Consider the following 13,157-nt stretch of genomic DNA (forward strand, 5'->3'; position numbering starts at 1 on the left):
GGGCGCTTCAGAGTGGCCAGATCAGGGGAATGGTCAGGCTCGCCGTGCAGGCAAGCAGAAGATTGAGCGGAATGCCGACCTTCAGGTAGTCGGAAAACCTGTAGCCTCCCGGCCCGTAGACCAGCATGTTGGTCTGGTAGCCGATCGGCGTCGAGAAGGCCGCCGAGGCCGCGAACATGACGGCGACGACTAGACCGCGGGGATCAACGCCGAGCGAGTGGCCAAGCTCGATGGCCACGGGGGTGAAGATCACGCCCACCGCGTTGTTCGAGATGATCTCGGTCATCACCATCGCAAGGAGGTAGACGGCCAGCACCACGAGTTGCGGCGGCAGGTCCCGCAGGGCGGGGCTGACCCAGCCGACCAGCAGCTCAGCGGCGCCCGAATGGTCGAGCGCCGCGCCGACCGTCAGCATCGCGAAGATGAGCGCGAGAAGCCGCCCCTCGATGAAGGAAAACGCCTCGTCCGCGTCGATGCAGCGGGCGAGAAGCACGAGCGCCACCCCCACGACCGACAGCGACAGGATCGGCGCGACGCCAAGTCCTGACAGCGCGACGATTCCCGCAAGCACGCCGAAGGCGATCGGCGCCTTGGACCGTCGATAGGCCTTGACCGTGGGCTTCGTCACATCGACGAGCTCCATGTCGGCCGCGAGCCGCTGGATATCCTCGGGCGCGCCTTCCAGGAGCAGCGTATCGCCTACCACGACAACGAGGTCGTCGAGCTGGCGGCCGATGTTCTGGTTCCGGCGGTGGACGGCGAGCGTATAGACGCCGTAGCGCCGCCGCAGGCGCAATTCGCCGAGGGAACGGCCCACCATCCGACAGCCGGGAGAGATCAGCACCTCCACCGTCTCGGTCTGCACCGAGGAGAGCTTGTCGACGAGCCGGATGTCCCGGTTTTCCTGAAGGCCGAGCAGTTCCGCCATTTCGGTCCTGAGCACCACGCGGTCGCCCGCCTGCAGCACCACCGGATCGAGGTCGCGGCGCAGCGAGGCATCGCCCCTCAGGACGTCGATCACCCGGACGCCCGGCCGCTTGAAGAGGTCGACCTCGAGCACCCGCTGGCCGACGAGCTTGGAATCCTCCGGCAACGCCACCTCGGTGAAGAACTTGAGCTTCCTCCGGTCGCCGAGCATCAGGCCCATAGATTGCCGGTCAGGCAGCAGCCGACGGCCGATGGTGGCGACATAGACCAAGCCGACGAGCACCTGGATCGCGCCGAGGGGCGTGATCTCGAAGATCGTGAAGGGTTCCATGCCCTGCGTCCTCGCCACCCCGTCGACGATCAGGTTCGTCGAGGTGCCGATAAGCGTGACGGTGCCGCCGAGGATCGCCGCGTAGCTGAGCGGGATCAGGAGCTTGGAGGCCGAGAGGTTGAGCTTGCGGGCTACCGAGACCATGACCGGGATCATCACGACGACGACCGGAGTGTTGTTGAGAAACGCCGAAGCCAGCGCCACGACGCCGAAAAGGATGATCAGGGTCACCGTCGGACGGTGGTCGGCATTGGCCTCGGCCGTGTGCGTGAGCCATTCGAGCACGCCGGTCCGGACGAGCGCCCCCATGATCAGGAACATCGCCGTGATGGTCCAGGGTGCGGGGTTGGTCAGCGACTTCAACGCCTCGTCGTAGGGCAGGATGCCGAGGACGAGGAAGAGTGCCGCCCCGGCGATTGCGACGACCTCGGTCGGGAACGTCTCGCGTACGAACATGACGAACATGCCCGCGACGATGAGGAGGGTCAGGATGGCCTCGCCCTGCGGCGAGAGGGACAGGTCGATCATTCAGCGATACCACGTCTCATGCGGCGCGATCATATCGACGCGGTGCGATGTGGCAAGCGAGGCACGCGCGGACCTCGGCGCTTCGCGACCTTTCGCACAATAACCGGGCACCGCGGCGGATCGTTGCGGAAGGCTACTGCTTTTCCGGTCGGAGGCCACCTTCGACGGACCGCTCAAGGGTGGAATCACGGGGCGGACGGCGCAAGCCGCCCGCCGATCCGCACCATGTGCACCGCCCTCGCAAGGCCGCTGCGGTCGTCGGTCTCCACCAGCGTGCCGCACAGCGTCGCCTCGCCCGCCGCCGGGGTGAAACGGTCCTTCCCCATGCCGGTCACGAAACGGCGCATCGGTTCGAGCTTGTCCATCCCGATGATCGAGTTGTAGTCGCCGCACATGCCGGCGTCCGACTGGAAGGCGGTGCCTCCGGGCAGTATCTGGGCATCGGCGGTGGGCACATGGGTATGGGTGCCGATGACGAGGCTCGCACGCCCGTCGCACCAGTGGCCCATTCCCATCTTCTCGCTCGTCGCCTCGCAATGCATGTCGATGAGCGTCGCCTGCACCGCGCCCCCCAGGGGATGCGCGCGCAGCACGGCGTCCACCGCCGAGAAGGGATCGTCGAAGGGGCGCTTCATGAAGACCTGCCCGAGCGCCTGCGCGACCATTACCTTTCGCCCGCCGGCGGCCGGGAAGACGCGCGCGCCCTTGCCGGGCGCGGTCTTCGCGTAGTTCAGCGGGCGCAGGATGCGCGGCTCGGTCTCGATGAAGGACAGCATGTCCTTCTGGTCGAAGGCATGGTCGCCAAGCGTCAGGCAGTCGGCACCGGCCGCGAGGAGCGCCTTGGCATGCTCGGGCGACAGACCCGCGCCGGAGGTCGCGTTCTCGCCGTTGACCACCACGAAATCCAGCGCCCAGTCGGCACGGAGGCCCGGCAGCCGCGCCGCTACGGCCGCGCGCCCTGCCCGTCCCATGACGTCGCCGAGAAAGAGTATCCGCATGTGCCCTGCCTAGTCGCCCTGCGGCCCGAGGGCAAGCACGAGACGCGGACGGCCGGCCGCAGGGAAAGCCCGACGGGCAGGTTCCGGCGTGACCCATTCGCCTCAGTTTTGCCCCAATTGCCTGAGTCCTGCCGTATTCATTGACGCCCTGCGAAGGACAAGGCTACCCTACAAGAGGGAAGCAGAGATCGAGGTGTGCGATGACATTCCATTCCTTGCGCGCAGCAATGCTTTCAGCCGGATTTGTCATCGTCGCCGGCACCGCGTCCGCCACGACGGTGAGCTTCGACGACCTGACGCAAGACCTCGTCGACGAGCCCTATGTCGAGAACGGCGTGACGGTAAGGGCGACGGTACCGGGCGCCGCCTTGGGTGGCGGCGGTGGGTCCGTCCACCTCGACGATGCATATGCCTATACGTCCGGCGTCATCTTCACAGCCAGTTCGGTATTCGATGTCCTAAGGTTCTCGTTCACATCTCTTGGATTCAGCTTCTACGATGAAGCGCCGACGGTAACGGGAAACATCATCATCCGCGGATTCCTGAACGGTACGCAGATCGTGCGCGATCACATCACGATGTCGCCCATCTATGGAACCGTCCAGAACATCGTGCTCGACGAGGCATTCACCGGGCTAGACGCGTTCTCGATCGAAATCCTCTATCCTGAGACAGAAGCGTCGTGCGACGCTCCCTGCGGCCATATCAACCTGGACGAGGTCGTGTTCAGCGACATCCCCGTCGCCCCGGTGCCGCTCCCGGCCTCCGGACTTCTCCTCGGTGCGGGCGCCCTCGGGCTCGCGGCCTTCGCGCGGCGCCGCAAGGGCTGACCGCCCTCCCCCTGAATGTCCCGTCGTCGGGCAGGGTCACGCCCCCGGCGTGATCGCCTCGCTTTCCGTCACGATCAGGTCAAGCCGCTGGTCGGTCGGTTCGGTCGGCACCTCGGGCACCTCCTGCGCCGCGAAGGCGAAACCGATGGCCGTGACCGGCCCGCGCGCCCTCAGGCCCTCCAGCGTCCGGTCGTAGAAACCTCCGCCATAGCCGAGCCGATAGCCCCTCCGGTCGAAGGCGAGGAGCGGCACGACGAGCACCCTCGGCTCGACCCAGTCGCCCACCTCGGGAATGAGCGCGCCGAAATCGCCGGGAACCAGCCGCGCACCGGGCGTCCAGCGGCGGAACCTGAGCGCCTGCCCCGGGCCGAGGATCACCGGCACACCCACGGGCCCCGAATGCGCTGCCATCGCCGGCAGACAGTCGACTTCCGTCCGCATCGGCATGTAACCGGCGAGCGGGCAGTCAATGTAGGTGCGAAGAACATCACGCAACAGGCTGGAATCAGTTTGTTTTCGCTCAGTGAAAGCGAGTTTTCTCCGGGCGAAGGCCGCCCCCCGTGCCGCCGCCTTGATCTCCGCCAGCGTCACAGGAGCACCAGCGCCGCGAGCCCGAGAAAGGCGAAGAACCCGACCACATCGGTCACCGTCGTCACGAAGGCGCCGGACGCAAGCGCCGGGTCCACGCCCGCCTTTTCGAGCGTCACCGGCACGAGGATGCCGGCAAGCCCGGCCACCACCAGATTGACCACCATCGCGGCGGCCAGCACCGCGCCGATCGCGGCGGAGCCGAACCAGAGCCAGCCGACCGCCCCCATGACGAGTGCGAAGACGATGCCGTTGACGGCGCCGACCAGAACCTCGCGCCTGACCACCCGCCAGAGGTTCGATCCTGTCAGGTCGCGCGTCGCGATCGCCCGCACCGCGACGGTCAGCGCCTGGGTTCCCGCATTGCCGCCCATCGAGGCGACAATCGGCATCAGCACCGCAAGCGCCACGGCGCGGGCGATCACGTCCTCGAACTGGGCGATGACGAAGGACGCGACGATCGCGGTGACGAGATTCACGCCCAGCCAGAGGATGCGCTGCTTCGTCGTCTCGATCACGCTGTCCGACAGCGACCCCTCGCCGACGCCGGCGAGGCGCAGGATGTCTTCCTCGTGCTCCTCGTCAAGGACCGCCATCGCGTCGTCGATGGTGATGACGCCGACGAGCCGTTCGTTCTCGTCCACCACCGGGGCCGAGATGAGGTGATACTGGTTGAAGGCATAGGCGACGTCGCCTTCCTCGTCGAGAACGTCAATGGTGCGGAAACTGTCCTCGGTGATCGCCGATAGCGGCGTGTCGCGTTTCGAAGACAGTATCTTGCCGAGCGTGACATAGCCCACCGGGTGCCAGCGCGGATCGACGAGGATGACGTGGTAGAACTGGTCCGGCAGTTCCGGCGCGGAGCGCAGGAAGTCGATCGCCCCGCCCACTGTCCAGTGTTCGGGCGCAGTCACCACCTCGCGCTGCATGAGGCGACCGGCGGAATATTCAGGATAGGTCAGCGACTGTTCGACGGCGACCCGGTCGCTCATCTCGAGCGCGTCGAGGATGCGTTCCTGGACCGGTTCCTCGAGGTCCTCGATGAGGTCCACGACATCGTCGCTGTCAAGCTCGCGCACGGCCTCGGTCAGGACCTCGTGCGGCAGCGCCTCGATGATCTCCTCGCGAATCCCTTCGTCGAGTTCCGACAGGACGTCGCCGTCGAACCCCTTCGGCCAGAGCCCGACGAGGTCGCGCCGCTCGGCCGGGCCGATCTGTTCCAGCACGTCGGCGATGTCGGCCGGGTGCAGGGGCTCCATCAGGATGTCGATGGTCGCCCCGTCGCCCGCCTCGATCGCCACGCGGATCGACTGCACGACACGGGGGTCGAGGCCGTAGTCGTCCTCGTCCCGTTCGACGATGTCTTCCGCGTCCTCGGCCATCCCGCCCCCTTTGCCCGATTGCGGCGACCTTACCGGAAGGAGTTTCAAAGAAACAGGGGCAAAGGCCGATTTCCCCGGCGCGGACATGGGCTTAGACTGGCCCGGCAACGTGCGGCGGAAGGGCGGTGATGGCGGAATTGATCCTTGGCCAGGTCTTGCGGTTCGACGGCAACCCGATGGAAGAAGGCCCCTCCGCCGCGCGCCATTCCGCGCGCGGGGCCGTGCTGGTGGAGGACGGGCTCATCCGCGCGGTAGGGGAAGCCGACGACCTGCGACGCATGCACCCGGACGCGGCGTTGACCGATTGCGGCAACCGGCTTCTATCCGCCGGATTCGTCGATGCCCATGCGCATTATCCCCAGACCGCGATCATCGCGAGCTGGGGCAAGCGGCTGATCGACTGGCTGAACGCCTACACCTTCCCCGAGGAGATGCGGTTCGGCGACGCGGCCTACGCGTCCGGGATCGCGGCGCGCTACTTCGACCTGCTGTTCGCCCACGGCACCACGAGCGTCTGCAGCTACTGCACGATCCATCCCGAAAGCGTCGATGCCTTCTTCGCCGAGGCCCAGGCGCGCGGATTGCGCGCCTGGGCGGGCAAGACCTGCATGGACCGCAAGACCGCGCCCGAGGGCCTGCGCGACACGGCTCAGTCTTCCTATGACGACAGCCGGCGGCTTCTGGAGCGCTGGCACGGGGTCGAACGGCTGTCCTACGTCATCACCCCGCGTTTCGCGCCGACCTCCACCCCCGACCAGCTTGCCGCACTCGGCGCGCTCTGGGCCGGGAACCCCACCTGCCTGATGCAGACGCATCTGAGCGAGCAGACCGACGAGATCGCCTGGGTGAAGTCGCTCTATCCGCACGCGCGCGACTATCTCGACACCTACGAGACGCACGGGCTCCTTGGCCCCGGCGCGCTTTTCGGCCATGCGATCCACCTCGAACCGCGCGAGCGCGACCGGCTGCGCGAGGTCGATGCGAGCCTGATCCACTGTCCGACCTCCAACACCTTCATCGGCTCGGGGCTTTTCGACATGGACGGGCTCGCGAGGGGCGGCTTCCGGATCGGGATTGCGACCGACACCGGCGGCGGATCGTCCTTCTCGATGCTTAGGACGATGGCCGCGGCCTACGAGGTGGCGCAGCTCCGCCACCGGGCGCTGCACCCGTCCGAACTCTGGTGGCTGGCGACGCAAGGTTCGGCGCGCGCGCTCAGGGCCGATCACCTGATCGGCAATCTCGCGCCGCAGATGGAGGCCGACATCGTGGCCATCGACCTTGCTTCCACCCCCGCCATCGCCCAGCGCGCAGCCCGGTCGGAGGACATCTGGGAAGCGCTCTTCCCGACGATCATGATGGGCGACGACCGGGCGATCGCCGCCGTCTGGGTTGGCGGGCAGCGCATCCTTCCGCGGCCTGCCTGATCCGGCGGGGGCAATTCGCACCTGAAAAGCCGGACGTCAGGCCATGAGGCGGCGGGCGATCCGGGTCTGGTCTTCGATCAGTCGCGGCAGGTCGAGTGTGGTCAGTTGGCCGCCCCGCACGACCGGGCGGCCCTCGACAAAGAGGTCGCGGACATGGCGCGGGCCGCAGAGCAGCAACGCCGCCACCGGGTCCCAGGCGCCGGCGGCCCCGATGTCGGAGATATCCCATATGGCGATATCGGCCCGCTTGCCGAGGGCGAGCGATCCGCAGTCCGGCCGGCCGAGCACGGCGGCACCGCCGAGCGTGGCGATCTCCAGCGCCTCGCGCGCGGACATGGCGTTCGCGCCCAGCGCCACCCGTTGCAGGAGCATCGCCTGGCGGGCCTCCCCGATCAGGCTGCCCGCATCGTTCGAGGCGGAACCGTCAACGCCGAGGCCCACCGGGACGCCCTTATCGCGCATCGCCCGGAGGGGCGCTATGCCCGAGCCGAGGCGGCAGTTCGAGCAGGGGCAATGGGCGACGCCGGTGCGTGTGCGGGCGAAGAGGCCGATCTCGGCCGTGTCGAGCTTCACGCAGTGGGCGTGCCAGACATCCGGCCCGGTCCAGCCGAGGTCCTCGGCATATTGCCCCGGCCGGCAGCCGAAGTGCGCGAGCGAGAAGGCCACGTCCTCGTCGTTCTCGGCGAGGTGGGTGTGCAGCATCACCCCCTTGTCGCGGGCGAGGAGGGCGGTTTCGCGCATCAGGTCGCGGCTGACCGAGAAGGGCGAACAGGGGGCGAGGCCGACGCGGACCATGGCGCCTTCCGCCGGATCGTGGAACGCATCCACCACCCGCTCCATGTCCTTCAGGATCGCCGCCTCGTCCTCCACCAGCGCATCGGGCGGCAAGCCGCCCTTGCTCTCGCCGATCGACATGGCGCCGCGGGTGGGGTGAAAGCGAAGGCCGATCTCGGCCGCGGCGCCGATCGTGTCGTCAAGCCGGGCGCCGTTCGGGTAGAGGTAGAGGTGGTCCGACGTGAGCGTGCAGCCGGAGAGCGCGAGTTCGGCAAGGCCGGTCAGCGCCGAGACGCGCATCTCCTCCGGCCCGAAGCGAGCCCAGATCGGATAGAGCGTCTTCAGCCAGCCGAAGAGGAGCGCGTCCTGTCCGCCGGGGACGGCGCGGGTGAGCGTCTGGTAGAGGTGGTGGTGGGTGTTGACGAGGCCGGGTGTCACGACGCAGCCCGTCGCGTCAATCACCTCGCCCGTCGTGGCAAGGCCCTCGCCGATGGCGGCGATGATGCCCTCGCGGATCAGGAGATCGCCCCCCGCGATCTCGTCCCGCTCCGGGTTCATTGTGACAAGGCGCGTCGCGCCGCGGATCAGCAGTTCGGCCATGGGTTCCCCTCCCCCTTCGGTGAGCGGAACGGCCGGCGACAGAAGGGGCAAGGACTCGGCCGGCAGGGAAAGCCTAAGGGACGGCGGCGCCGCGCGCCAGACCGGTCAGCCGTTCAGAACCGCCATGGCCTCGGCGTGGATGTCGCGGTTGGCGGCGGCGAGGATCCGTCCGCCACCGGCCGCAGGGCGGCCCTGCCAATCGGTGACGATGCCGCCCGCGGCCTCGATCACGGCGATGGGCGCCTGCACGTCATAGGCCTGAAGCCCCGCCTCGATCACCAGGTCGATCTGCCCGGCGGCCACCAGCGCGTAGGCGTAACAGTCGAGCCCGTAGCGGGTGAGCCTGGCCCTTGCCTTCACCCGGTCGAAGGCCGCGCCTTCGCTGGCGGTGCCGACCTCGGGAAAGGTGGTGAAGAGGATCGCTTCGGCAAGGGGGCGCGGCGCGCGGGTCCGGAGCGGATGGCGACCCATCGGCCCCGCCACCTCCGCCACACCGAAGCCTCCGGCGAAGCGTTCGCCGATGAAGGGCTGATCGATCAGTCCGAAGAGCGGCCCGGTGGCATCCGCGACCGAAATCAGGACGCCCCACGTTGGTGTGCCCGACATGTAGCTCCGCGTTCCGTCGATCGGGTCGATGACCCAGGTGAGGCCCGACGTCCCGGGCTTCGGTCCAAACTCCTCGCCGAGGATCGCGTCGGCGGGGCGCTGCTCGGCGAGGATCGCGCGGATCCGCGTTTCGGCGGCGCGGTCGGCCACGGTGACCGGGTCGAAATGCGTGGTGAGCTTGTTGTCGGCGGCCAGACCGTCACTGCGGAAATGCGCGAGCGTTTCCTCCCGCGCCGCGTCCGCAAGCGCATGGGCGGTTTCGATCAGCGCGCGGGTTTCGGCGTCGGACAGGGGCATCACGGGGCTCCGCTTGGGACGGTCAAGCGGTAGCCCCCTGCCCCGGTACCGTCAATCCTTTCAGGCGGCGTCCGACAGGACCTTGGCCAGGTCAAAAAGCCGGCGGCGCTGCGCCTCGGGGATCGCGTAGTAGGACCTCACCAGCATCAACGCCTCCTTGTCGGCGAGGATGTCGCCGTCGATCTCCTCGACGATCTGGTTTTCCTGATCCAGGCCCTCGAAGAAGAAGCTGATCGGAACGCCGAGCGCATCGGAGATGTCCCAGAGCCGCGAGGCGGAGATCCGGTTCATGCCGGTCTCGTACTTCTGTATCTGCTGGAACTTTATTCCGACCTTGTCGGCGAGCTGCTGCTGGGTCATCCCCACCATCCAGCGCCGGTGACGGACACGCTTGCCGACATGGACGTCCACGGGATGCTTCATGACAATCTCCAATCCTCTGCTGCAACCTATCAAGCAAGTATCGTACCAAGTGAGCGATGCCTGTCGGAATTAAGAAAAAAAACTTGTTTCCGCAGGAACGCTCGACAACGGGACAGTTAAAGGCTTTAGGCCACAAAAAGCGGAAACAGTCATCCTATACGAAAATACATGTCCGTCTGCTCGCCCGAAAATTATGTCGCATATTGCATTGCATAATGCGAAAGCTTCTCGCGGAAATAGTTTGCATTCCGCAACAGGCGGGTGGCTTCTTCCGCTGGAACGCCAACATTTGCCCCGCTAGCCTGCGGAAGGAGAAGGAGGGCGGCATGCGAGCATTCGGCATCAACGGATTCGGAGAGACACCGGCACTTCGCGTGCTGCCGCGGCCAGAGCCGGGGCCAGGCGAAGTCCGGGTGAGGATCGCGGCCTGCGGACTCAACTTCGCGGATCTCCTGATGATCGAGGGCAGGTATCAGGAACGGCCCGAACCGCCGCTGACGCTCGGCATGGAGGTTGCGGGCATCGTCGATGCGCTTGGACCCGGCGTCACGGGACCACCTCCGGGGACCCGCGTCGCGGCCTTCGCCGGCACCGGCGGGCTCGCCGACTATGGCTGCTTCCCGGCGGCGCGTTGCCTGCCGATCCCGGATGCGATGCCTTTCGCCCATGCCGCCGGGTTCCAGATCGCCTACGGCACCGCCCACGTCGCGCTGGACCACCGCGCGGCGCTTCGTCCGGGCGAGACGCTTCTCGTCCTCGGGGCCGCCGGGGGCGTCGGATTGACGGCGGTCGAGGTCGGCAAGGTCCTCGGAGCGCGCGTCATCGCCTGCGCCCGCGGCGCCGACAAGCTCGAGGCCGCCCGGGCGGCAGGGGCCGATCACATCATCGACAGCGAGACCGTCGACCTCAGGGCGGAGGTCCGCGCGCTCGGCGGCGCGGACGTGGTCTACGATCCGGTGGGCGGCGCCCAGTTCGTGGCGGCGTTCCGCGCCACCAATCCTGGCGGGCGGATCATCCCCATCGGTTTTGCCAGCGGGACGGTGCCGCAGATCCCGGCGAACCACCTCCTCGTGAAGAACCTTACCGTCATCGGGCTCTACTGGGGCGGCTACCTGAAGTTCCGCCCGGAGGTCCTGACGGGAAGCCTGCAGACCCTTCTCGAGTGGTATGGCGCCGGCACGCTCCATCCGCATGTCTCCCACGAGCTGCCCATCGAGCGGGCGGCAGAGGCTCTGGAACTACTCCGCAGCCGTCAGTCGACGGGAAAGGTCGTCGTCACCCTCTGACCCGGCCTCGCCGGAAATCACCCTGAGGCAGCACCGAGCATCGCCATAGGCGCAGCGGAGCTGGGTCAGGAGCTTGTCCATCACCTCGCCCTTCTGGACGCCGGCCCGGTAGAGACAGATGTCGAGGTGGCCGAGGTCCGGCAGAGCATTGGCTCCGTCGATGACCACGGTTCCGGCCGGGATCGCCCCCTCCATCCGCGCCGAGATTGAAAGGTCCGCCGTCACCGTCGCCTCGGCCACCTGTTCCGATTCGCCGCCCACCGCCATCTCCCAGCGAACGCCCGCGCCATTCAGCGCCGCCTGGGCGATCGGGCGGAAGAAGCAACGCTCAACGAAGGCCAGCCGGAGCGGTCGCTGCTGCCAGGCGATGCCATCGGGCGCACCGATCCAGACCAGCTTGCGGGTGGCCAGCCGCTCGCCCCCCTCCCCCGGCGATGCCTCAGTCGTCAGGATGACGTCGTATTCGCCCCGCGCGAACCCCTCCTTCAGCTTCGAGGTGAAGCAGGCCACCAGGTTGACCCGGACACGCGGATACTCGGCGGCCATCGCCTTCAGAATCTTCGGAATCTCCGGATAGACGATGTCGTGCGGCACGCCGAGCCGGATCTCGCCCTCGAAGGCCGTGTCGGTCAACCGCGTCAGCGCCTCGTCGTTCAGTTCCAGCATCCGCCGCGCATAGCCGAGGAGCTGGTCGCCCTCGGGCGTCGGGGTCAGCTTGCGCTGCGCCCGGCTGAACAGTTCGACCCCGAGGCCTTCCTCCAGCCGCTTGATCTGCATCGAGACCGCGGACTGGGTGAGGTTCAGGAGACCCGCCGCGCGGGTCACGCCCCCGGCATCGGTGACAGCCACCAGAGCGCGCAGGGCGGTAAGATCGAGGTTGCGAGCCATGATCACCATCCTTGATGGACAAGACAACAATCATTCGTTTCCCATATTGATCACATCGCCGCATATTTATCAAGCCTTCTGATGGAAGGCCTTCAATTCATCACCGAAAAAAGGCATTACCATGGACCACGTCATCCCTCGGCGCCACGGGCGCCACCGCCCCGGCCTCGCCGCCCGCATCCGCGCGGCCCTCGCCTTGCGGCGCCACCGCGCCCGCCTGCGCGACCTCGGAGACCACCTCCTCGAAGACATCGGCGTCACCCGCGACGCCGCCGAGAGGGAGGCATCGCGCCCGATCTGGGACGTGCCCGCCAACTGGCGGTCGTGAAAACCCGCGCAAACCGGCGGGAAAGCCTTGAAATGACGCGACAGCTTCCCGATATTTCACTCCGGGTGCGCCGCTCTCGCGGGCGGCGCAAGGGAATGTATCTGGAGGCTTTCATGGCTGACTATCAAACCATCCGGGCCGGCCGCGTCGGTGCGCAGGCACTGCAAATCGACGAAGGCCTCAAGGCCCATATGAACAAGGTCTACGGACTCATGTCCGTCGGCATGCTGATCACCGGCGCAGCGGCCTGGGCGATCTCCGGCCTCGCGATGAGCGATGTGCCCACGCAGTACCAGATCGGCGCCGACCGCTACCTCACGGACTTCGGCTATGCGCTCTACGGCTCGCCGCTGAAGTGGCTCATCATGTTCGCGCCGCTCATCATGGTCTTCGCATTCGGCGCCGTGCTCAACCGCGTCTCGGAAGCCGGCGCTCAGGTCTACTTCTACGCCTATGCCGCGCTGATGGGACTGTCGCTCAGCTCGATCTTCCTGGTCTTCACCGGTTACTCGATCGTGCAGACCTTCCTCGTCACCGCGATCGCCTTCGCGGGCCTGTCGCTCTGGGGTTACACGACGAAGAAGGACATCTCGGCCTGGGGTTCGTTCCTCATCATGGGCGTGATCGGTCTTCTGGTCGCGTCGATCGTCAACATCTTCCTTGGCTCGCCCGCGGTGATGTTCGCGATCTCGGCGCTCGGCGTGCTGATCTTCGCCGGTCTCACGGCCTATGACACGCAGAACATCAAGAACACCTACATCGCCCATGCCCAGCACGGCGACGCGGAGTGGCTCGGCAAGGCCGCCATCATGGGCGCGCTGAACCTCTACCTCGACTTCATCAACATGTTCATGTTCCTGCTGCAGTTCCTCGGCAATCGCGAGTGACCTGAGGGTAAGGGCAGCAACCGAAGGGCCGGGGGAAACCCCGGCCCTTTTGCGTTG

Annotated in this window: 13 protein-coding genes; 5 read left to right on the forward strand and 8 right to left on the reverse strand. The window is 67.0% G+C overall.

The window, feature by feature from the left end; genetic code table 11:
- Nucleotides 1-7: 7 nt before the first annotated feature.
- Complete coding sequence (locus ACMUOO_RS01930; protein ID WP_301919053.1) at nt 8-1,786, reverse strand: SLC13 family permease; 1,779 nt, start codon at nt 1,784-1,786, stop codon at nt 8-10.
- 185 nt (nt 1,787-1,971) lie between these two features.
- Nucleotides 1,972-2,784: a YmdB family metallophosphoesterase gene (locus tag ACMUOO_RS01935; RefSeq protein ID WP_301919054.1), complete on the reverse strand. Its 813-nt coding sequence runs from the start codon at nt 2,782-2,784 to the stop codon at nt 1,972-1,974.
- Between the two features lie 200 nt (nt 2,785-2,984).
- Here ACMUOO_RS01935 and ACMUOO_RS01940 point away from each other — a divergent pair, with 200 nt between their 5' ends.
- On the forward strand, nt 2,985-3,614 hold the full coding sequence (locus ACMUOO_RS01940) for a VPLPA-CTERM sorting domain-containing protein (RefSeq protein ID WP_301919055.1): 630 nt from the start codon (nt 2,985-2,987) through the stop codon (nt 3,612-3,614).
- Between the two features lie 36 nt (nt 3,615-3,650).
- Here the strand turns inward: ACMUOO_RS01940 and ACMUOO_RS01945 are convergent, their stop codons facing one another.
- Both ACMUOO_RS01945 and mgtE read right to left on the reverse strand, forming a co-directional pair.
- A complete protein-coding gene (locus ACMUOO_RS01945) occupies nt 3,651-4,205 on the reverse strand; it encodes a 5-formyltetrahydrofolate cyclo-ligase (protein ID WP_301919056.1) in 555 nt (184 codons plus the stop codon).
- Nucleotides 4,202-5,584, reverse strand: a complete 1,383-nt coding sequence (gene mgtE, locus ACMUOO_RS01950; RefSeq protein WP_301919057.1) for a magnesium transporter — start codon at nt 5,582-5,584, stop codon at nt 4,202-4,204. The genes ACMUOO_RS01945 and mgtE overlap by 4 nt, the downstream gene beginning before the upstream one ends.
- Before the next feature lie 128 nt (nt 5,585-5,712).
- On the opposite strand from mgtE, the gene guaD reads away from it, so the two are divergent.
- The gene (gene guaD, locus ACMUOO_RS01955) at nt 5,713-7,011 is read left to right on the forward strand and encodes a guanine deaminase (RefSeq protein ID WP_301919058.1); all 1,299 of its coding nucleotides are present in this window, start codon (nt 5,713-5,715) and stop codon (nt 7,009-7,011) included.
- 36 nt (nt 7,012-7,047) lie between these two features.
- Here the strand turns inward: guaD and ACMUOO_RS01960 are convergent, their stop codons facing one another.
- From ACMUOO_RS01960 to ACMUOO_RS01970, 3 genes are all read right to left on the reverse strand, one after another.
- Nucleotides 7,048-8,385 carry an 8-oxoguanine deaminase gene (locus ACMUOO_RS01960; protein ID WP_301919059.1) on the reverse strand — a complete coding sequence of 446 codons (1,338 nt, stop codon included), beginning with the start codon at nt 8,383-8,385 and terminating at the stop codon, nt 7,048-7,050.
- A 105-nt stretch (nt 8,386-8,490) separates the two neighbouring features.
- Entirely contained in the window at nt 8,491-9,288 is a 798-nt protein-coding gene (locus ACMUOO_RS01965; protein ID WP_301919060.1) for an inositol monophosphatase family protein, read from the reverse strand.
- Nucleotides 9,289-9,348: 60 nt separating this feature from the next.
- The gene (locus ACMUOO_RS01970; protein ID WP_291337383.1) at nt 9,349-9,711 is read right to left on the reverse strand and encodes a helix-turn-helix domain-containing protein; all 363 of its coding nucleotides are present in this window, start codon (nt 9,709-9,711) and stop codon (nt 9,349-9,351) included.
- A gap of 326 nt (nt 9,712-10,037) precedes the next feature.
- Between ACMUOO_RS01970 and ACMUOO_RS01975 the strand changes: the two genes are divergently transcribed.
- Nucleotides 10,038-10,997 carry an NADPH:quinone oxidoreductase family protein gene (locus ACMUOO_RS01975; protein ID WP_301919061.1) on the forward strand — a complete coding sequence of 320 codons (960 nt, stop codon included), beginning with the start codon at nt 10,038-10,040 and terminating at the stop codon, nt 10,995-10,997.
- Here the strand turns inward: ACMUOO_RS01975 and ACMUOO_RS01980 are convergent.
- Nucleotides 10,950-11,885 (reverse strand): LysR family transcriptional regulator, encoded by a 936-nt coding sequence (locus ACMUOO_RS01980; RefSeq protein WP_301919062.1) that lies wholly within the window; start codon nt 11,883-11,885, stop codon nt 10,950-10,952. The genes ACMUOO_RS01975 and ACMUOO_RS01980 overlap by 48 nt on opposite strands.
- A 121-nt stretch (nt 11,886-12,006) precedes the next feature.
- On the opposite strand from ACMUOO_RS01980, the gene ACMUOO_RS01985 reads away from it, so the two are divergent.
- Nucleotides 12,007-12,213 carry a DUF1127 domain-containing protein gene (locus ACMUOO_RS01985; RefSeq protein WP_301919063.1) on the forward strand — a complete coding sequence of 69 codons (207 nt, stop codon included), beginning with the start codon at nt 12,007-12,009 and terminating at the stop codon, nt 12,211-12,213.
- A 113-nt stretch (nt 12,214-12,326) separates the two neighbouring features.
- On the forward strand, nt 12,327-13,100 hold the full coding sequence (locus ACMUOO_RS01990) for a Bax inhibitor-1/YccA family protein (protein ID WP_301919064.1): 774 nt from the start codon (nt 12,327-12,329) through the stop codon (nt 13,098-13,100).
- Nucleotides 13,101-13,157 lie beyond the last annotated feature (57 nt).

It is taken from the genome of Albidovulum sp., from assembly GCF_041919395.1.
In the GTDB taxonomy this organism is placed as follows: domain Bacteria; phylum Pseudomonadota; class Alphaproteobacteria; order Rhodobacterales; family Rhodobacteraceae; genus Albidovulum.